Origin of the sequence: Shewanella glacialipiscicola, from assembly GCF_023283485.1 — a bacterium.
GTDB lineage: Bacteria > Pseudomonadota > Gammaproteobacteria > Enterobacterales > Shewanellaceae > Shewanella > Shewanella glacialipiscicola.
Window position 1 is genome coordinate 13,443 of record NZ_JAKILU010000006.1, and the last position, 21,889, is coordinate 35,331.

Annotated in this window: 17 protein-coding genes; 3 read left to right on the forward strand and 14 right to left on the reverse strand. The window is 44.2% G+C overall.

The features are described 5' to 3' along the window. Positions 1-23: 23 nt before the first annotated feature. From L2717_RS06835 to aroA, 10 genes are all read right to left on the reverse strand, one after another. Positions 24-1,781 carry an acyl-CoA dehydrogenase family protein gene (locus tag L2717_RS06835; RefSeq protein ID WP_248938011.1) on the reverse strand — a complete coding sequence of 586 codons (1,758 nt, stop codon included), beginning with the start codon at positions 1,779-1,781 and terminating at the stop codon, positions 24-26. Between the two features lie 270 nt (positions 1,782-2,051). Beyond that, positions 2,052-2,594 carry a DUF2058 domain-containing protein gene (locus tag L2717_RS06840; protein ID WP_248938012.1) on the reverse strand — a complete coding sequence of 181 codons (543 nt, stop codon included), beginning with the start codon at positions 2,592-2,594 and terminating at the stop codon, positions 2,052-2,054. Between the two features lie 75 nt (positions 2,595-2,669). After that, complete coding sequence (locus tag L2717_RS06845; protein WP_220773433.1) at positions 2,670-3,491, reverse strand: SDR family oxidoreductase; 822 nt, start codon at positions 3,489-3,491, stop codon at positions 2,670-2,672. Positions 3,492-3,631: 140 nt separating this feature from the next. Then, a complete protein-coding gene (gene pyrF, locus L2717_RS06850; RefSeq protein ID WP_220773432.1) occupies positions 3,632-4,327 on the reverse strand; it encodes an orotidine-5'-phosphate decarboxylase in 696 nt (231 codons plus the stop codon). 44 nt (positions 4,328-4,371) lie between these two features. Continuing rightward, positions 4,372-5,532, reverse strand: coding sequence for a lipopolysaccharide assembly protein LapB (gene lapB, locus L2717_RS06855; protein WP_220773431.1), 1,161 nt, complete (start codon positions 5,530-5,532; stop codon positions 4,372-4,374). A gap of 1 nt (position 5,533) precedes the next feature. Then, positions 5,534-5,809 carry a LapA family protein gene (locus L2717_RS06860; protein WP_220773430.1) on the reverse strand — a complete coding sequence of 92 codons (276 nt, stop codon included), beginning with the start codon at positions 5,807-5,809 and terminating at the stop codon, positions 5,534-5,536. Between the two features lie 112 nt (positions 5,810-5,921). Further along, positions 5,922-6,209, reverse strand: coding sequence for an integration host factor subunit beta (gene ihfB / locus L2717_RS06865; RefSeq protein WP_006081718.1), 288 nt, complete (start codon positions 6,207-6,209; stop codon positions 5,922-5,924). 73 nt (positions 6,210-6,282) lie between these two features. Beyond that, positions 6,283-7,950 (reverse strand): 30S ribosomal protein S1, encoded by a 1,668-nt coding sequence (gene rpsA, locus L2717_RS06870; protein WP_220773429.1) that lies wholly within the window; start codon positions 7,948-7,950, stop codon positions 6,283-6,285. A 102-nt stretch (positions 7,951-8,052) separates the two neighbouring features. Beyond that, a complete protein-coding gene (cmk, locus tag L2717_RS06875) occupies positions 8,053-8,745 on the reverse strand; it encodes a (d)CMP kinase (protein ID WP_220773428.1) in 693 nt (230 codons plus the stop codon). 185 nt (positions 8,746-8,930) lie between these two features. Further along, positions 8,931-10,211, reverse strand: coding sequence for a 3-phosphoshikimate 1-carboxyvinyltransferase (gene aroA / locus L2717_RS06880; protein WP_220773427.1), 1,281 nt, complete (start codon positions 10,209-10,211; stop codon positions 8,931-8,933). A gap of 430 nt (positions 10,212-10,641) precedes the next feature. Here aroA and L2717_RS06885 point away from each other — a divergent pair, with 430 nt between their 5' ends. The 3 genes from L2717_RS06885 to L2717_RS06895 all read left to right on the forward strand — a co-directional run bounded on the left by L2717_RS06885 (position 10,642) and on the right by L2717_RS06895 (position 14,633). Continuing rightward, complete coding sequence (locus L2717_RS06885) at positions 10,642-11,832, forward strand: amino acid aminotransferase (protein ID WP_220773426.1); 1,191 nt, start codon at positions 10,642-10,644, stop codon at positions 11,830-11,832. Between the two features lie 370 nt (positions 11,833-12,202). After that, positions 12,203-13,765, forward strand: coding sequence for a YjjI family glycine radical enzyme (locus tag L2717_RS06890; RefSeq protein WP_220773425.1), 1,563 nt, complete (start codon positions 12,203-12,205; stop codon positions 13,763-13,765). Next, positions 13,737-14,633, forward strand: a complete 897-nt coding sequence (locus L2717_RS06895; protein WP_220773424.1) for a YjjW family glycine radical enzyme activase — start codon at positions 13,737-13,739, stop codon at positions 14,631-14,633. The genes L2717_RS06890 and L2717_RS06895 overlap by 29 nt, the downstream gene beginning before the upstream one ends. An 8-nt stretch (positions 14,634-14,641) precedes the next feature. Here the strand turns inward: L2717_RS06895 and L2717_RS06900 are convergent, their stop codons facing one another. From L2717_RS06900 to gyrA, 4 genes are all read right to left on the reverse strand, one after another. Next, positions 14,642-15,562: a LysR family transcriptional regulator gene (locus L2717_RS06900; protein WP_220773423.1), complete on the reverse strand. Its 921-nt coding sequence runs from the start codon at positions 15,560-15,562 to the stop codon at positions 14,642-14,644. A 266-nt stretch (positions 15,563-15,828) separates the two neighbouring features. Further along, positions 15,829-17,163, reverse strand: a complete 1,335-nt coding sequence (locus L2717_RS06905; protein ID WP_220773422.1) for a glutamine synthetase family protein — start codon at positions 17,161-17,163, stop codon at positions 15,829-15,831. Between the two features lie 439 nt (positions 17,164-17,602). Beyond that, positions 17,603-18,694: a 3-phosphoserine/phosphohydroxythreonine transaminase gene (serC, locus tag L2717_RS06910; RefSeq protein WP_220773421.1), complete on the reverse strand. Its 1,092-nt coding sequence runs from the start codon at positions 18,692-18,694 to the stop codon at positions 17,603-17,605. A gap of 101 nt (positions 18,695-18,795) precedes the next feature. Further along, positions 18,796-21,555 (reverse strand): DNA gyrase subunit A, encoded by a 2,760-nt coding sequence (gene gyrA / locus L2717_RS06915; protein ID WP_220773420.1) that lies wholly within the window; start codon positions 21,553-21,555, stop codon positions 18,796-18,798. Positions 21,556-21,889 lie beyond the last annotated feature (334 nt).

A 21,889-nucleotide genomic window follows, 5' to 3' on the forward strand; every position in this document is an offset into this window, starting at 1 on the left:
TTACTAAAGCTAAAATATATTGGTTAAAACAACTCTGCTGGCATCGCCATAGTGGTTGTGTCACCCGCGCGTACTTGGGCGATATGATAATCCGCTTTAGGCAATAACTTATCAAAATAGAATTTAGCTAAGTAGTTTTTCTGCTCGGCAAAGACTTTATCTTCGTGATCGGTCACTTTATCGACCATAGCTAACCAGTAAAATCCATAAAGCGTGTAACCAAAGGCATCTAAAAAATCGACCGCGCAGGCATTAATTAGCGCAGGCTGAGCTACTTTATGCTGATTAACTGACTCAGCAACAACGACTAATGCATCTAAACGTGAGCTCACTGCCGCCACTTTTACAGCATCAACATGGGTAAATGATCGCATTTGTGCCTTTAAGTCTGCCACAAATTCGTTTAACGCCGCTAGATTATCGCCAGTGACTTTACGACCAAGGAAATCAATTGCTTGAATACCATTAGTGCCTTCATAAATCTGTGCGATACGAGTATCGCGCACTAATTGTTCGATACCTGTTTCGCGAATATATCCATGTCCACCAAAGACCTGTTGAGCCATGATAGTGGCATCTAAACCGCGATCGGTTAAAAATGCCTTAGCAACTGGGGTTAATAACCCCACATAACGCGCCGCTTTGGCTTTAACATCATCTTGAGCATATTTTGCTAAATCAAGCTGTTGTCCTGTAAATACCGACAAAGCACGACCGGCCTCTGTCATCGCGCGTATGGTCAACAGCATACGGCGCACATCGCCATGCACTATTATAGGATCGGACTCACTACCTGTCGGCGATCCGCCAGCGGCAACGCCTTGATTACGCTCTTTAGCGTAATCGGCTGCCATTTGATACGCCGCCTGAGCACTGCCAAGCCCTTGAATACCAATGGCTAAACGCTCGTAGTTCATCATAGTGAACATACACACTAGACCGCGATTAGGTTCACCAATCAAGTAACCTTGGGCGTTGTCATAATTCATCACACAGGTCGCAGAACCTTTAAGACCCATTTTGTGCTCAATAGAACCCACAGATACACCGTTTGGATTAGCTAAACTGCCATCGGCATTAATCGATATTTTAGGCACGAGGAAAAGTGAAATCCCTTTGCTATCAGGCAATTTGGCTAACACTAAATGAATGACATTTTCAGTTAAATCATGATCGCCACCCGTGATAAAAATCTTACTCCCAGTAATGGCATAACTACCATCGTCTTGTGGCAGTGCGCGCGTGCGAATACTACGCAAATCAGAACCTGCTTGCGGCTCTGTCATATCCATAGCACCCGCCCATTCGCCAGAATATAACTTAGGCAAATAAGCTTGTTTCAATTCTTCGCTGCCGTGTGCATTGATACATAAAGCCGCACCCGCAGTTAACGAGCCATAAAGCGTAAAGGCATTACAGGCACTGTAAGCCATTTCGTCAACTAAGATCCCCAGCATTTTGGGCATGCCCATGCCACCAAACTCAGCATCACCACACAAACCAATCCAGCCGCCCTGCGAATACTGTTCATAAACGGCTTTATAACCATCAGGAGTAATCACTTGATTATCTTGATGTAACACGCCCTGCTCATCTCCGGTCCGGTTCAGTGGATGGATTAAGTCACTGCTAATTTTTGCCGCTTCTTCAAGAATGGCATTTGCGGTATCAATATCGACTATTTCAGCAATATCAGGCAATTGTGCCCAAGTGGTAGGAGCATCAAATACCTGTTCTAACAGGAAACGCATATCCGTCAACGGGGCTTGGTAAGGGTTCATTAGTAGACTCTTAACGTAGAATTAAAACAGTTGTTTTAATTTATACCAGTTCAATGTAGAAAACAATCTCATTACAAATACAACTGCGAATAATATATCCCTAACCCACCTCTATTTTCGAACTGCGGTATCTTTTAAGCTGGGTTAGATATAAAAGTGCGTGAGCTAAGTACAAATTAAACTCATAAAAAACCCTTAAGCATCTTAAGGGTCTCTATTTTATAAGTTTTACAATTAAATTGTCGCAGCGTTAGCTCACGCTTACAATTATTACCACATTAAATCATCTGGAATCGCATAATTAGCATAGGGATCATCTTCAACCACTACGGCTTTAGCACTATCCTGTTGCCATAAATAACCGCACCACTGCGGCACTAACAGCTTCACTCGCTCGGCTAACTTATGCGGAACTAAGTAACTCTTGTCTTCGTAACGTACTATACCTAACTGCCCTTTGAGCAATTCCGCCTGTAATTTTTCATCTATATATAAAGAATAGATTTTATTATCAAGAGTATAGTTAAATTTAACTTCAGCATAGGTAGGGATTTTAATCGCAAACTGGGTGAACTCAGTGATTAACCCGCGCACTTGTCCACGCTCCGATGCTTCGGCAAAACGTTGCTCATTCAGCGCTTTATCTTTCTGTGCCTGCAAACGTTTTTGATCTGCGACTTCTTGCTTAAAAACACCTGAGCCATCGTCTATGCGCGATTTTTTGTCGCGGCGTTGTTGGGTTTTAAGGTCACGCGCCTTTTGTTTACTGGCAAGCCCAGCTTTGAGTAATTGCTCTTGTAATGCATTAGCCATGGATCATTACCTATTTAATCTATTTATAAACACAAGAGGTCGATGTGAAATTAATTATCGACGCTTAAAACTAAATTACATTTTTGCGGCTAATTCGCCAAGTTCTGTCATTGCGATACTGGCGCCGCCCAGTGACCAACCGCCATCTACTGGTAACACCACTCCCGTAATGTAAGATGCCAACTCAGAGCCCAAGAATAGCGCGGCATTGGCGATATCTTGACCTGTACCATTGCGTTTTAACGGGACCGATTGGGCTACTTTTTGTTGTAATACTGCACTAGGAGCCAGACGATTAAAACCTTCCGTATCAGCAATTGGTCCTGGAACAATAGAGTTTATCCTTAATCCTTCACAACCCCATTCTAATGCAAGTGTACGCGTTAACATATCAACGCCCGCTTTAGCAGCACAAACATGCACTTGCATTGGCATCGCAATTGAAGCTTGCGGCGCTGAAATCTGAATAATACTGCCATTGGGACGACGTAACAAAGGGTAAGCTTGTTTGAGGACTTGAAAGCTTCCCAGTAAATCAATATCCATTACTGACTTAAATCCATTAGCGGAGAGTTTAGCCGCACTAGCCGGGAAATTGCCCGCTGCGCCACTGACGAGTATATCGATAAAGCCGAACTCTGAGGCAATTTTATCAAAACCTACTTCCAGTGCAGTTAAATCACGTACATCAAAACTCACACCTAAATGAATGCCATCAGGATTGGCCTGTTTCAGCTGCAATACGGCGGCATCTATTTTATCTTGCTTGCGGCTCGCAACGGCCACATTGGCGCCAGCCTGTGCGAACGCGATGGCAATCGCAAGATTAATCCCACTGGTCCCACCGACAACGACAACATTCTTACCGTGATAATTAAACATCGTAGCATTAAACATAGAAGTTCTCCGTAAACAACAAAATAAGCATTAATCCTGTGTGGGTATTTTTATATTGCTATCAAAAATACAATGTCAATCGCCTTACCCTTCAGTTCGTGAATCATGTATCAACAATATTATTCAACCGTGCTAATCGGTTACTTCAACGATTGATGAATCGCTTGCAACGCAGCTAAGGGATCGGCTGCTTGGGTAATCGGCCTGCCAATCACCAAATAATCCGAGCCCGCTGCGATGGCTTGAGGCGGCGTCATCACCCGATGTTGATCGCCAGCGTCACTGCCAACAGGGCGAATACCTGGCGTGACTAAGTTAAATTCTTTACCCAGCAGTGTTTTTAATACCGTCGCTTCTTGTGCTGAACACACCACGCCATCAAGCCCTGCTTGCTGTGTGAGTTTAGCTAAACGCTGTACATGCTCAAAGGCAGGCACGTTGATACCAAGTAATTTAAGATCAGCATCACTCATAGACGTTAATACCGTCACAGCAATCAACAGCGGCGCTTTGTCACCATAAGGCAGCAATGCCTTTTTGGCTGCTTCCATCATCGCTAAACCGCCACTAGCGTGTACATTCGTCATCCACACCCCCAGCTCTGCGGCCGCTGCCACGGCTTTAGCAACGGTATTAGGTATATCGTGAAATTTCAAATCGAGGAATAAATCAAAACCACGGTCATGGATATCTTTTACCAATTGTGGGCCAAATAAGGTAAACATTTCTTTGCCAATTTTAAGGCGGCACATGTTGGGATCGAGTCTATCTATCAATTGTAAAGCGTGGTTTTTATTATCGTAATCAAGTGCTACGAGGATAGGTTTAGTCGTCATTATCTCTCCAACGGGGGGTACACTGAGTATAGATATGTTATGGTTTACTCGCCATCCAGGCCTCTTATCCGCTTAATGCTGCCCCAGTTTTTACAAGAAGGACAATGCCAGTAAAGCGCATGAGATGGGAAACCACACTCTTTACAACGGTAACTTGGACGGAATTTAATTTGTTGCTCAACGAGCTGTTCTAGCAGCGTTAAACTTTGTTTGGCTTGCCCTTCTTCAGCTTGGCGTAAATGCATTTGCATCAAGTGCTGAAAGCCTTTCATGGTCGGATGACGATATAACGCATCGAGAACCATGCTTTCTGCTGCTTTTATCTCATCTAAACTGATCATGTGCTGCGCTAAAGCGACAACGACAGATGCCCCAGCGCCATCAGCCATAGCGCCTGCCAGTAATTCTTGGAAACCTTCTCTATCGTTAGTATCACGGTACACTTGTTTTGCCGTCGGAATCGCATCGGCAAACAGCTCAATATCAGCGTTCTTCAACTGCAGCAGCATTTGTTTACATTGATCATAATCTTGAATATCGAGGAATTTTTTAGCTAAGGTTAATAAAGCTCGGCCACACTGAGGATCTTGTTTGAGTGCCTGTTGTAGTAATTTAATTTTTTGTGCATCGTCGCTCGCTTCATCAGCTAACTGGCAATAAAAATGTGCAGTTAACGGCTTTAAAGCTTGCTGGCGCTTACGACTCAAACGCTTAGTGATATCAATCGCTTTTTGCCACTCTTTAATCACTTGATAGATTGCAATAAGTTGGGTTTCAGACTCTTCACTATGGTCGTCTTGACTGACGAGATTAATAAAAATTTCTTCGGCGCGGTCATAAAACCCGGCTGCCAGATAATCTTTGCCAAGTTCCATCATCGCAATATCGCGTTGTTCGTTGGTTAGGCTGGGGCGCGCGATTAAATTTTGGTGAATACGAATGGAGCGATCGACTTCGCCGCGTTTGCGAAATAACGAGCCAAGCGATAAATGAGTGTCGATAGTTTCATCGTCAACATCGAGCATACTAATAAACAAATCAACTGCCTTGTCGGATTCATTGGACAGCAGAAAGTTGAGCCCTGTAAAGTAATCACGGCTAAATTGTTTACGTTGATTAGATTGATTCTGCCTTATGCTCCGTCGCCCCATATACCAACCGTAAGCGGCGGCGATAGGAAGCAACAGAAAGAGGATCTCAAGCATATTAAGCGTCTATATCCTGAGGGGCCTTGGCAAGTACTTGATTTAGCTTTTTCTTCGTCGCTGCTAAGCTCAATTTCAAGCGAACAATATAATAGCTCGCCACTAACCAACTCAGCATAAAACCTACAAAAAAGACCACAGCAAGCACGACTGGCAGGCGGTACTCACCCTGTGCGACAAAATAGCTAATTGTCACAACTTGTTCGTTACGTGCACCAAAAATCAACGCCAAAATAAATAATAGTGCTACCAGCACAGTTGCCACAAATGATTTCACGCTGCACTCCCTATTCGCGTTTCAATTTAATGATTATCCAAGAAATTTACTGAGCTGACCAGCAATAGATACAAAAAAGCCTCCTAACGGAGGCTTTTTACTATGCGGTCAATCACACATTAACGGCGTCAACACGCTCGCGCAGTTCTTTGCCTGGCTTAAAGTGCGGGACATATTTACCTTCCAAATCGACAGATGAACCTGTCTTTGGATTACGGCCAGTCCGCGGTGCACGATAGTGAAGAGAGAAACTACCAAAGCCGCGGATCTCAATACGATCACCGCTTTCTAATGTTGTTGCCATTTGCTCCAACATTTCTTTGATTGCGCCTTCAACCTCTTTCGCCGACAGCTGCGACTGCCTGGTGGCGAGTTTTTCGATAAGTTCAGATTTCGTCATCTTAGCTATCCCCTATTATCAAGCCAAACACAGTCGCCTAATGGGGAGATAAGTCTCCCCAAACAACAGGCGATTATTTACGAGCTGCTTTAAACGCTTCAGCCATTGCATTGCTAATAACAACGTCATCTTGCTTGTTCAACGTCGCCATTACTTCTTTCTCTTCAGCTTCGTCTTTCGCTTTGATTGACAGGCTGATAGAGCGGTTCTTACGATCAACACCCATGAACTTAGCTTCGATTGCATCGCCTACATTGTAGACAGTAGAAGCATCTTCGATACGCTCACGTGAAATGTCAGCTACACGGATGTAACCTTCAACAGTGTCGGCCAATTCAACAGTTACACCTTTAGCATCAACAGCAGAAACAGTACCGTTTACGATAGTGCCTTTCTTCTTGTCAGCTAAGTATGCGTTGAATGGATCATCTTCAGTTTGCTTAACACCTAAGCTGATGCGCTCACGCTCTGGATCTACAGACAGAACCACTGCATGGATTTCATCGCCTTTCTTGTATTCAGAAACTGCGTCTTCGCCAGTACCGTTCCAAGAAATGTCAGACAGGTGAACTAAACCGTCGATACCGCCGTCAAGACCGATAAAGATACCGAAGTCAGTGATTGACTTGATCTTACCAGAAACCTTGTCGCCTTTATTGTAACGAGTTGCGAAGTCATCCCATGGATTAGTCTTACATTGCTTCAGACCTAGAGAAATACGACGACGCTCTTCATCGATGTCCAGAACCAGAACTTCAACTTCATCACCTAAGTTAACCACTTTAGATGGGTGAATGTTCTTGTTAGTCCAATCCATTTCAGAAACGTGAACCAGACCTTCAACGCCTTCTTCGATCTCGACGAAGCAACCGTAGTCAGTTAGGTTAGTGACGCGGCCCGTTAAACGTGTGTTTTCTGGGTAGCGCTTGCTGATTTCTAACCATGGATCTTCGCCAAGTTGTTTCAGACCTAGAGATACACGAGTGCGCTCACGATCATACTTCAGTACTTTAACGTTGATTTCATCGCCAACATTGACGATTTCTGATGGATGTTTAACACGTTTCCACGCCATATCAGTGATATGTAGCAGACCGTCAACACCACCTAAATCTACGAATGCACCGTAGTCAGTCAGGTTCTTAACGATACCTTTAACAGCTTGACCTTCTTGCAAGTTTTCTAACAGTGCATCACGCTCGGCGCTGCTTTCTGATTCGATAACTGCACGACGAGAAACAACAACGTTGTTACGCTTCTGGTCTAGTTTAATAACTTTGAATTCTAATTCTTTGTACTCTAAGTGAGCGGTGTCGCGAACTGGGCGCACATCTACTAGAGAACCAGGTAAGAAAGCACGGATACCGTTTAATTCAACAGTGAAACCGCCTTTAACTTTACCATTGATGATACCGATTACAGTTTCAGCATCTTCATAAGCTTTTTCCAGAACGATCCAAGCTTCATGACGTTTCGCTTTTTCGCGAGACAGTTGAGTCTCACCGAAGCCGTCTTCAACAGAGTCAAGAGCTACGTCAACTTCATCACCAACAGCAATTTCTAAAACACCTTGAGCGTTTTTGAATTGTTCAGCTGGAATTGGGCTTTCAGACTTCAGACCGGCGTCAACCAGTACCATACCGTTTTTGATTGATACAACAGTACCACGAACGATAGAACCTGGACGGAACTCCAGAGTTTGAAGGGATTGTTCAAATAGATCAGCAAAAGATTCAGTCATGTTTAGGTTACTTTATTTATTAAACCACTGTCCGTCCTAGACGTGGAGTCAGTCAAATTATCCGTATCATCCTTAATACGAATACCTACCCGGTGGGCTAACTTAGTTAGCGTCGGATAATTTTTGGTTGATAAAGCTAAGCGCAAGCGCCAGCACTTCATCAATACCCTTACCGCTAGTATCGATAATGAGCGCATCCTCGGCGGGGACTAAAGGAGCCACCGGACGATTCATATCGCGCTCATCACGTTCGATAATTTCACTTAAAAGGCGGTCGATATTAACATCGAAGCCCTTGTCCTGCAACTGATTATAGCGTCTTTGGGCACGCTCTTCAGCTGAGGCGGTTAAATATAATTTTGCCAGTGCATTGGGGAAAACAACCGTTCCCATGTCGCGACCATCGGCAATTAATCCTGGTGCCGTTTTAAAAGCACGTTGACGACGCAGTAATGCTTCTCTCACCCTTGGAAATGCAGCGACTTTTGACGCGGCATTCGAACACTCTTGGGTGCGTATATCGGTGGTGACGTCCTCACCTTCTAATATGACTTGAACCGGATCTTTATCAGTGCCTGTTAGAAACTTCACATCAAGGTGTGCCGCTAACAGCGTGATAGACTCTTCATTATCCAGTTCAACGTTATGATGAATTGCTGCAAGCGCAAGAACTCGGTAAATAGCACCACTATCAAGTAGTTGCCAGCCTAAATGCTGGGCTAATAATTGACTAATCGTACCTTTCCCGGCACCGCTTGGGCCGTCGATTGTGACTACAGGAGCCCGTTCAGACATATATTCCTCCGCAAAAAATAACCATCATCCGTGAGTTCATCAAGTGAGCCCCGAAAATGAGCGCGCAGCATTGTACAATAAAAGACAAACAAAAACCGTGGATTTTTTTATGAGGAGTAGCAGCCGTATGTATACGACTGCTTCTTTTGCGTTGAGGCTAAATTAAGTTTTTAGGTCTTGACAACTTAATGCTGAAGACTCGCAAATTGTTTAAAATAGTCGGGGAATGTCTTAGAAGTACAATCAGGATCGTTAATGGTAATACCGCAATCGGCGAATGCTAACATGGAAAAACACATGGCCATACGGTGATCGTTATAGGTATCAATTTCAGCAGTATTAATCACGGCTGGCGGGGTGATTTTAATGTAATCATTGCCCTCTTCAACCTCGGCGCCAACTTTTCGTAATTCGGTCGCCATTGCGGCTAAACGGTCGGTTTCTTTAATACGCCAGTTGTAGATATTACGAATAACCGTCGTACCTTTGGCAAATAAGGCGGCGGTAGCAATGGTCATGGCTGCATCGGGAATATGATTCATATCTAAATCAACCGCCGTTAATTGAGATCCGCGGGCGATAATATAGTCATCGCCCCACTCGATATCTGCGCCCATTTTTTCAAGCACATCGGCAAATTTTACATCACCTTGAATACTCAAACGCCCCACGCCCGTCACTTTAACTTCACCGCCTTTAATCGCGCCTGCGGCTAAAAAGTAAGATGCTGATGATGCATCGCCTTCTACCAGCACTTTACCCGGTGACACATAATGTTGATCTGCAACAATTTCAAAACGGGCATAATCATGGTTAATCACAGTGACGCCAAATTGCGCCATCAAGGCCAGTGTAATATCGATGTAAGGCTTAGACACTAACTCGCCTTTCACATAGATATTAACTTTGCCCTTGGCAAGCGGTGCGACCATTAATAATGCGGTTAAGAACTGGCTGGATAAATCACCGGCAATCTCAACATCGCCGCCATTAAGACCCGTCGCGTTAATCGTCAGCGGTGGAAAACCGTCATTTTTGAGATAAACGATATGGGCACCCAGTTGCCTTAAGGCATCCACTAAATCGCCAATCGGGCGCTCTTCCATGCGAGGCTCGCCCGTTAAGGTAAATTCGCCTTGGCCTAAGGTTAAGGCGGCGCACAAAGGACGCATGGCGGTCCCCGCATTGCCTAAAAATAATTCCTGTGCAGATTTTGAGGAGATCACGCCACCTAAGCCATCGAGTTCACACACAGTATTGTTATGCGATAAACGGTAATTCACGCCTAACTGCTTTAAGGATGCCAACATGTGACGAATATCATCTGAATCGAGCAGATTAGTGAGTGTGGTCGTACCTTGGGCTAAAGTGGCCAATAATAGGGCGCGATTCGAAATACTTTTTGAGCCCGGAATATTGATCTCACCGCGGACTTGCACAACAGGTTCAAGACGTAATTGCTTCATGAATAAATCTTCTTTCTCTATAGGGCGTCATCATCACGATCACGCGGGCTAAATACGTAAATGGCAACTTAATGCTACACAGCGTCAAGTTAAGATTACAAATAAAGGGAGATTGCGGCCTTGTTAATCCTTCGTGGTTATAAAATTACCGATTGCAGCTAAGGATTCAACCGTTTTTTCGATAAAAATGGTTTTTAGGTCAGATTATTTGCTGAAAACAATATAAAAATACCAAAATCTATAATATAAGCCGCCAACTTATGATTTAAGCGTATTTTTGCCTGACTTTGTGAACAACATAACGAGCGCTTAATCACATTTTCACTTTAAACACTTAGCCTTTCCGCGCTATCCTAATGGTCAAACAATAAATAATGCATATCTGATACATCATCACGTTTGCTAAATAACCATAAAGGTAGATGGAGCTATGTTTAACTCACTTATTGCAATGCAAGCGGATCCGATCCTTGGCTTGTTGACTCAGTACCGCGAAGACACTCACCCACTGAAAGTCGATTTAGGTGTCGGAGTTTATAAAGATCCTACCGGCGTGACTCCTATTCTTAGCTGCGTTAAAAAGGCAGAAAAATTTCGCCTCGATACCGAAACCACCAAAGTGTATATCGGACCAACGGGCTCACCACAATTCAATAGCTTAATGACAGAATTAGCCTTTGGCGCTGGCCATAGTGCCATCATAGCTAACCGTATTCGCACTGTTTCTACACCCGGTGGTACGGGCGCACTGCGCGTTGCGGCTGACTTTATTAAACGTTGCAACCCTAATGCGGTGTTATGGGTGAGCGATCCGACTTGGGCAAACCATATCGGTTTGTTCGAAGCGGCGGGTATCACTGTTAAAACCTATCCGTATTATGACTACGATACCCAATCATTGAAATTTGATGAGATGCTTGCAGCCCTATCGCAAGTGAGTCCTGATGATGTGGTGTTATTCCATGCCTGTTGCCATAACCCAAGTGGCATGGATTTAACCACAGAGCAATGGGATAAAGTCGTTGCCCTAACTAAAGAGCAAGGCTTTACTCCGCTTATCGATATGGCATACCAAGGTTTTGGTGATGGCGTTGATATTGATGCCTACGGTGTGCGTCAAATGGCGGCAGCGGTCGATAATATGATCCTTTGCAGCTCATGCTCGAAAAACTTCGGTTTGTACCGTGAGCGTATCGGTTCGTGTTCTGTGATTGCCAAAGATGCCCATAGCGCCAATGTTGCGCAATCGGTACTGCTTTATGTGGTTCGTTGCCTCTACTCTATGCCTCCAGCCCACGGCGCGGCGATTGTTGAAACGATTTTAGGATCAGCAGAATTAACTCAAGAATGGCTTGATGAGCTGAAAGTGATGCGCGATCGCATCAACGGCAACCGCGCCATTTTAGTCGATAAACTTAAAGCCAATGGCGTAGACCGTGACTTTAGCTTTATCGCCCGTCAAAAAGGCATGTTCTCCTTCCTCGGGGTGAATCCAGAGCAAGTGGCGCGCCTGCAAAAGGAATTCAGCATTTATATGGTGGGTTCAAGCCGCATTAGTATTGCTGGGATCAGTGAAGATAATGTCGATTACTTAGCTCAGTCTATCGTTAAAGTGCTTTAAGCACGGCTGAGTTTATCTGCACAGCTCACTCTGCTGTATCGTCACGATTCAGCAGAGTTTATTTACCTCTTACAAACGTTAAAATTTTCAATCATCCCACTGCGTCAGCGTTAACAAACCTTCCCTTCAGCTCTAATCCCTAAAACCTTATCAAGCAAAGCTATATCTCTCTGCTCAAGCTTTTATTTTTAATCGTAAAAACCACACTCTATCGTTTTAACAAACGGTCGTTTAATGCAATAAATCGCAAGTTGTGATCTAGGTCGACGGATTTCCATTTCACCAATCAGGGCTGCGGCTATTTTCACTTTTTAAAGCCAGAGCTGCCCAGTAGATTAGTAGTCATCATAGAACTTATGGATATTCCACCATGCTATTACAAGATAAATTAGTACAAATAGTGACAAATCCTCTGCTTTCACCCAAGCAAAAATCGAATTACTTGGCCCTAGAGGCAGAGGCGAGCTTGCCCTATATGCCAATATCAGCAGAAGTGAAAACGGCTATAAATGACGGCATTATTTGCGATATGTTTGAAGGCCATGCGCCGTTTAAACCGCGCTATGTGTTGCCAGATTATGCCCGCTATCTTAAGCAAGGATCGGAGTATTTAGAACTGCCAGCCGCACAGGACTTGGATGAAGCTTTAACCGCATTAACTATTCTTTATCACCACGTACCGTCGGTGACCAATATTCCAGTGTATTTAGGCCAGTTAGATGAAATATTAATGCCTTTCACCCTCGGGGTTAGTGACGAAGTGCTTTATCGTAAATTAAAACTGTTCTGGATCATGCTCGACAGGACGTTGCCCGATGCCTTTATGCACGTGAATATTGGTCCTACGGATAATATTGTTTGCCGCACTGTGTTACGTATTGATGCCGAGTTAAAACAAGTTGCCCCAAATTTAACCTTTATGTACGACCCCGCCGTCACGCCTGATGAATTGCTGCTGCTTGCCACCACCAATATTTGTCAGTGCGCTAAGCCGCATATCGCGAATTACCCACTGCATGCCAAGGCATTTGATGAACGCGGTTTTGGCATTGTAAGTTGCTATAACGCTTTACCTTTAGCGGGCGGCGCCAACACCTTAGTTCGACTTAATCTTAAAGAAGTCGCGTTAAAGGCCACTTCCATTAATGACTTTTTCGATACTGTATTGCCCTATTACAGTTCACTCACCTTCAAACTGATTGAGGCGCGCTCAGCATTTTTGCATCAAGAATCACACTTCTTTGACAGTTTTTTAGTGAAAGAACAATTGATTGATGAGTCGCGTTTTGCGCCTATGTTTGGCATTTATGGTATGGCAGAAGCCGTTAATATTTTACAAGCGTTATCGCCAAGCGATACCAACACAACATCAACACCCAGCAAGCGAGAACAACGCTATGGTCATGGGACTGATGCAAATCAGCTCGGTTACCGGATCTCGTCAATGCTCGATGCCATTGTTAAATCAACACCCGTTACACATGGTTACCACAATCGGGCGCTACTGCATTCTCAAGGTGGGATTAGTATCGATAAAGACATTACACCAGGCGTACGCATTCCCTATGGTACTGAACCTAACCCCATCGCTCACATTCAAGCCTTAGCGCAGCATCATCAATATTATACGGCGGGGATAAGCGATATTTTAACCATAGATGAAACCGTAAAAGCCAATCCTCAAGCTATGTTTCAACTGTGTAAAGCGGCGCTTAATTTAGGCTTTAGGGAATTTACCGCCAATGTCAGCGGTAGTGATTTAATGCGGGTAACGGGCTATATGGTAAAACGGTCAGACATTGAGGCATTTAAGCAATGTGGCTCGCGCACCAACACCACAGGTTTAGCAACAGAAGCGGCAATTAACACCGGAATATTACAACGACAAGCACGAGTGATTGCCCATGAACAATCCCCCTACGTCACTCAATAAAAAAGCGATTATTAATCAGATATTACCCTTTTCATGTGTCGACGGGCCTGGTAGCAGGCTCGTTCTCTTCATGCAAGGTTGTAATTATCAATGCAAAAATTGCCATAACCCCCACACCATAGGATTATGCGATGCCTGTGGTGACTGCATTACTCATTGTCCTCAAAATGCGCTGTCACTGATAAACCCAAATAATAAGCCCCATATTGTTTGGGATAGCGAACGTTGCAGCCAATGCGATACCTGCATTTCAGTGTGTCCGAAACAAGCAAGCCCTAAGGTCCTTCATTACAGTGTTGAGGACGTGCTAGGCATCATTCACAGTCAACATCACTTTATCAATGGTATTACGGTTAGCGGCGGCGAAGCGAGTCTACAATTGCCTTTTATTGTTGAACTTTTTAAAGCGATTAAGACATCCACACAACTATCACACCTCACTTGCATGCTCGATACCAATGGCAGTTTGAGTTTAACCGGTTGGCACAAACTATTACCTTTTTTAGATGGCGCTATGGTGGATCTTAAAGCGTGGCAGCAAGATACCCATAGGTACATTACTGGTCGCGACAACCATGCTGTATTCAAGTCAATCCAGTTGCTTGCTCAACATCAAAAATTGTATGAAGTGAGATTGTTACACATTCCTAGCATCACAGATTATGAACAAGAAATAGAAGAATTAGCGCGTTATTTACTGCAATTAGGCACGGGTATTCACATTAAGCTCAATGCTTTTCATCACCATGGTGTGGTTAATGAAGCCTTGATGTGGCCTAAATGTACGTCAACGGATATCGAAAACTTAGCGGCTCAACTTGCAAAGCGAGGATTAACCAATATTGTACTGCCATCTACGTTTATCTAATGACTAATTTAATGGCTACAAAGCAATATTTGTGCGTAAAGCCAGCGATGGGCGGGATCGTTCATACTTTGTCGATGCCAAACTAGACTATAAGCCACCTTGCCATATTCAATGGGCAAAGGCTTAATCGTTAGGCCTTTAGCTTGACTGGCAATACTGGCCCAGCGGCGCGAACAGGTAAATAGTAACTCGCTGTGGTGACACATTAATGCGGCACTGCCAAAATCAGGCACTGAAATCGGTACGGCACGCTTTTTAGATTGCTGAGCAAGTAGAATATCAAAAAAAGGCGTACTGAGATCAGTATCTGTGATGCCAATATGACTGTAATTAAGATAGTCATCGAAGCTGATATTTTGCTGTTTGGCCAATGGATGGGACGCGTTCATTAGGCAAACCATTTCATCGTTGAACAAGGTCTCCCATACCAGATCGTCTTGAAGAGGATTAGGTTGGCTCAAGTCATGGGGCAACAGAACAAAATCTAATGAACCTTTGCTTAAACCATCAAAACCAATATTGTCCTTACTATAAAACTCTAAGCGGATATTAGGCGCCAAATTGAGAATATGCGCGCTGAGTTTAGCGGCCAGCAGTTCAAAGGTGCTTTCTCGCATCGCGAGCGAAAACCGCCCCTGATAATGTGTAGGGTCAAACGCATCCTGACTCAGGATTTGATTCATATCATTGATCATTTGCTGCACGCTTGGGCCTAATCTTCTCGCTAAGGGCGTGGCGATTAATGTATTGCCATGACGATAAAATAACTCGTCATTTAAGCTGTCTCTCAGTTGGCTCAGGGTTTTACTGACGGATGAAGGGCTTAGGCATAAACGTTCAGCACTCGCAGTCACGCTAAGAGTGTCAAGCATCACATGTAAGGTAATCAAATGCTTCATGCTGATACGTGAAAGTTTTGCTAAATCCATTGCTTATATCCCTTGAGCTGGTCAGACAGTTTATCGCGATAACTATAAATATCATTTGAGAATAGGTACTATTACTTGCAGATTATAAGGGATGCGCTGTTTTAAAAGATGATACAAATCAATAGAGTGTGATATCAACCTAAGGTATAGCACTTACCATAGTAGATAATGTCTACCCATAAATGTTGAAATACACTGAATCGCTACTCAGTGTATTAAGTGCAAAAGCCACCCTAAGATGGCTAATGCATTTATGTATCAAAAGGTTAGCTTTGCGGGCCTAAAAATCGTCGCTCCCAGGCGCCTATTTCTGCCAAGTAACTTTGAAATTCAATCTCCTTCACCGACACAAAACCTGCCACAAAGTCATCGCCTAATAAACGTCTTGCCGATTCGCTTTGGCGCATTTGCATTAATGCTGCTAAAAAGGTGGGGGCTAAGTCATGACTATTATCATAAGCGTTGCCTATTACGGGTTCGGTGGCGGCTATTTTTTCTTCCAGTCCTGCCAAACCTGCAGCAAGAGAAGCGGCAATCATCAAATACGGATTCGCATCGGCGCCAGCAATACGATTCTCTACCCGTCTCGCAGACGGAACGCTTAATGGCACACGTAAGCCTGTCGTACGATTATCAACCCCCCAACTTAAGTTAATGGGCGCTTGGCTACCCGATATGTAACGTCGGAACGAGTTGATATTGGGGGCAAATAACAGCATCAAATCAGGCAGATATTTTTGTAAGCCGCCAATGTAATGATGAAACCGTTCAGTGTCGCTACCATCACTGTGACTAAAAATATTAACACCGTTATTATCGACCACACTTTGATGTAAATGCATAGAACTACCAGGTTGGCCCGCTATCGGCTTGGCCATAAAGACGGCGTTCATTCCATGCTTAATCGCAATTTCTTTTGCCGCATATTTAAACATAAACGCTTGATCGGCTAAGGCTAGTGGATTGCCATGCACTAAGTTAATCTCGTATTGTGATAAACCCATCTCATGGATCCAGGTATCCCCCTTGATCCCCATCGCATCGATAGTGGCATTAAACTCATCCCAAAATGGCGCAAGCTCATTTAGCATATTCATGCTAAAGGCAGATTGTCCATTTTCAGTGCGACCGCTTTTTGATATAGGTGCCTTAAATGGCACATTAGGATCGGTATTCGCCTCAGTAAGATAAAACTCAATTTCTGGCGCGACCACAGGGGTTAATCCAAGCGCTTGGTAACGTGCTAATACGTTTTTCAAGATAGAGCGCGGTGCAAATGGACATAAACGGCCATCTAATAACACGCAATCATGGATGGCAAAGGCGCGTGGCACCGTGCTCCACGGGATCATTTTTAAGCTACTGTAATCAGGGATTAACAGAATATCAGGATCGGCATCAGGGAACACAGCATCATAGGAATACTCGCCTGTAATCGCCTGCATTGAAATCGCTTGGGCAATACGCAGTTCAGCCCCTTTTACAAAACTTTGGGCTGGCATAAGTTTACCCCTAGGATAACCAGAGATATCAGGGAATAAACATTCGACATCACGAATAGTACCGTGCTTAAAAAATGCAGTAAGAAGAGTTGAGTCCATTTGATTTGTTAGCCACTAATTATTGAGAACAGCACCATGAGAGAACGAAATTATAATCAGGCTTTCGTTTAAAAAGCCATACAGTTCGTTTAAATATGTAAAATATAAATGACAGGTGAAGGTGGTAAAACTAACCTCAACCGAAAAAGCCTGATTAAGTGGGATTAGGCAGACACGATACTAATATTGGACTTAATGCTAATGGTGTCATACCTTACTCGAATGACTCATTATCAAGACATGCACAGATAAAAATAGAGTGACATTAGAGATGATTGGGTGTGGATATCGTTCATTCGGGGGATGCAAAAAAAAAAAGCGAATACTCAACGTATTCGCTTTTTTATTTATCAACATATTTTACAAAAGATTTCTGGCACTCGCACAAGGTCAATACACACATAAAAACTACACTATGTGCGTTTAGAACTATGCGCGCTTAGCTATGCTTAGCAGCAAATTCATTCATAAACTTGACTAGCACAGCTACGCCTTCAAGTGGCATCGCATTGTAAAGGCTCGCGCGCATACCACCGACAATACGATGGCCTTTTAAGGCGACGAGTCCAGCAATTTGTGCTTGTTTTAAGAACTCACTATCAAGCGCTTCGTTAACTAACTGGAAGGTCACGTTCATTTGTGAGCGGTTAGCAGCAACGACACCATTACGGTAAAACGCATTACCATCAATACATTGATATAACATCTGCGCTTTTTGTTGATTAACTTTCGCAATGCTCGCAATACCACCAATGGATTTAAGCCAAGCAAAAACCTCTGCGGCAAGGTACCAAGCAAAGGTAGGTGGCGTATTGAACATAGAACCGTGCTCGACTTGGAGCCGATAATCCATGATGGACGACTGCGGTAAACTCGGCAGTTTTAGCATGTCATCGCGTACAATCACTATCGACAAACCCGATGGCCCAATGTTCTTTTGCGCGCCAGCGTAAATCAAGCCATAGCGGCTAACGTCGATTTCACGGGACATAATGGTTGACGATAAATCGGCAACAATCGGCCAAGGTGAATCTAGCTCATCAAAAATTTCGATACCATCGACGGTCTCATTTGGACAGTAGTGAACATAGCGATAATCGGCATCGATTTTATGTAAGTCAGGTAAGACAACTGCATTGAGTCCATTGTGTTTTTCAACAATATTGAGACTGTCAATTTGCGCTTCACTCGCGAGCTTTTGCGCTTCGGCTAATGCGGCTGACGACCATTGACCACTGGTTAAATACAGGGCTTTGCCCTGCTCACCGAGAAAATTATTCACGACAGCAGAAAATTGTCCACGACCACCGCCGTGCATAAATAGCACATGGTAATTAGCAGGGATTTGCATCAGTTCACGTAAATCGGACTCGGCTTGCTCAGTCAGCGCGATGAACTCTTTACTTCGGTGGCTGATTTCCATCACGGAAACGCCTTGGCCATTCCAATCAAGTAATTCCTGTTGTGCTTTTTGCATTACCACTGCGGGTAACATTGCTGGTCCAGCACAGAAATTATAAATCGCGCTCACTGATACTCTCCTTAATCCCAACCATGATTAATGTTCTTAATGACAAATAACCCATCAAAAAAACGAGCGTCCAATTGGACGCTCGTTAATGTGACACTTAATTACTCTTCGTCTTGCTCATCATCAGCAAGCTCGTCGTCTTCATCCAACTCTTCTTCGTCATCCAGCTCTTCGTCAAGCTGGTCATCGAGAGGTTGGTCGGCTAATTCGCCCTCAACCACGACGGGAACAATCGGTAAACCGTTTTCATCCAGCTCGACTTCATCCTCATCAATTTGGATTTCATCGATACGTTGCAGGCCAACCACTTTCTCGTCACCCGCAGTGCGGATAATCGTTACACCTTGAGTGTTACGGCCAATAATAGACACGCCACTTGCCGGTGTACGCACTAAAGTGCCTTTATCGCTGATGAGCATCAGTTCGTCGTTAAGACCGACTTGAACTGCGCCAACGACCGCGCCGTTACGCTCGCTCACCTTGATTGAAACCACACCTTTAGTCGCACGGCTCTTCGCTGGATATTCAGATAATTGAGTTCGTTTACCATAACCGTTTTCGGTCACAGTCAAAATTGCACCATCGCCTTTAGGTACGATAAGTGATACGACTTTTTGACCTTCTTCTAAACGGATACCGCGAACGCCAGTTGCTGTACGGCCCATTGGACGTAAGGACAAGACTTCTTCGCCAGTTTCGGGATCCGTTTTCACTTGGCCGGTTTCTGAATCACGCACTTTCTCACCAAAACGAACCACTTTACCTTCGTTTGAGAACAACATAATTTCGTCATCACCATTAGTAATGTCGACACCGATCAGTTGGTCACCGTCTTTGAGGTTAACGGCGATAATGCCGTTTGCACGTGGGTTGCTATAAGCAGTTAATGCGGTTTTCTTCACAGTACCGTGTGAGGTCGCCATGATGATGTACTTGTCAGCGGCGTATTCACGTACTGGCAGAATCGCAGTAATGCGCTCGCCATCGGCTAACGGTAATAAGTTAACAATAGGACGGCCGCGGGCCGTACGGCTCGCCAGTGGTAATTGATACACCTTGAGCCAATACATCTTACCAAAGTCTGAGAAGCACAAAATGGTGTCATGGGTATTAGCAACGAGTAGCTTCTCGACGAAATCTTCGTCTTTTACTTTCGTCGCGGCTTTACCTTTACCACCACGGCGCTGGGCTTGGTAATCGGTCAATGGTTGATACTTGGCATACCCTAAGTGTGACAGTGTTACAACAACGTCTTCTTCGTTAATCAAGTCTTCAAGACTCATATCCACTTCGTTGGCATTAATCACTGTACGGCGGGCATCGCCATATTCTTCAAGAATTTGAACAAGTTCTTCTTTGATCACTTCCATCAGACGTTCAGGACTACGCAGAATAAACAGTAAACCTGCGATAAATTCGAGTAGTTCTTCGTATTCAGCGATGATTTTATCGTGTTCTAAACCGGTCAAACGGTGTAAACGCAATTCAAGAATTGCCTGAGCTTGTTGTTCAGTCAGGAAATATTGACCGTCACGGATGCCGTATTGTGGCTCTAACCACTCAGGACGCGCAGCGTCATCACCCGCTTTTTCAAGCATGCCTTGAACGTGACCTAATTCCCAACCTTGTTCAACCAATTTAATTTTGGCTTCAGCCGGCGTAGGCGAGGCCTTGATCAGTGCAATAATCGGGTCAATGTTGGCCAGTGCAACCGCGAGAGCTTCCAGAATATGGGCGCGTTCACGGGCTTTACGTAATTCGAATACAGTACGGCGCGTTACCACTTCACGACGATGCAGAATAAAGCATTCGAGCATTTCTTTAAGGTTAAATAGCTTAGGCTGACCATTGGTCAGGGCCACCATGTTAATCCCGAAAGAACACTGCATTTGCGTTTGAGCATAAAGGTTGTTTAATACTACCTCGCCCACTTCGCCGCGCTTAATTTCGATAACGATACTCATACCGTCTTTATCAGATTCGTCGCGTAAACCGCTGATCCCTTCAAGCTTTTTATCTTTAACTAGCTCGGCAATCTTTTCGATTAACCGCGCTTTGTTCACTTGATAAGGGATTTCAGTCACGATAATGCGTTCACGGCCATTATCTTCGGTTTCTACACTCGCCAACGCACGCATAATTGCGCGGCCACGCCCAGTGTTATAGGCATCAATAATGCCTTTACGGCCATTAATAATCGCAGCTGTTGGGAAATCTGGACCAGGAATGTATTCCATCAACTGTTCAATCGACAGCGAAGGTTCTTCAATCAGTGCTAAACAGCCCTTCACGACTTCCGTTAAGTTGTGTGGTGGGATGTTGGTTGCCATACCAACCGCAATTCCCGATGAACCGTTAATCAACAGGTTAGGGACGCGTGTAGGCATAACCGCTGGAATGAGTTCTGTGCCGTCGTAGTTAGGGACGAAATCAACCGTCTCTTTTTCAAGGTCAGCCAGTAATTGGTGCGCTAACTTATCCATACGGATTTCGGTATAACGCATTGCCGCCGCACTGTCACCGTCGACCGAACCGAAGTTACCTTGGCCGTCAACTAAGGTGTAACGCAGTGAGAATGGCTGTGCCATACGGACAATAGTGTCATAAACAGCAGAGTCACCATGGGGGTGATACTTACCGATGACGTCACCGACCACACGGGCAGATTTTTTGTAAGGCTTGTTCCAATCGTTCTTCAATTCACTCATGGCAAACAAAACGCGGCGATGTACAGGCTTTAAGCCGTCGCGCACGTCTGGTAATGCACGTCCCACGATAACGCTCATGGCGTAATCAAGGTACGAATTCTTTAGTTCGTCTTCGATATTAATTGGCGAAATAGATGATGCCAGATCAGTCATAAACTGCTCGTTCCCCTGAAAAATAGCCGACAACGTATAATCCGTATCATTGCCTAGCCCAAAAACGTGATTTGGCATTCTAACACAGTTATTTAATGTCGCCAGACCTATCCTTATCGAATTGGGAGTCTAGTGCTTTAATCGATGAAAACACTATCAATTTAGCCATTTTAACGGTAAACAACCGTTCGAATTAACCGCTGAAGGTCAGAAAAAATCTTCAAATAGATGACCTGAAAAGTCGATGTGGAGCACAACAATTTACATAAAGCCGGACAATTGCTGAAAATTCAATCAACCACAAGGACATGGCTTAGTCGAACACTTTGTTTAT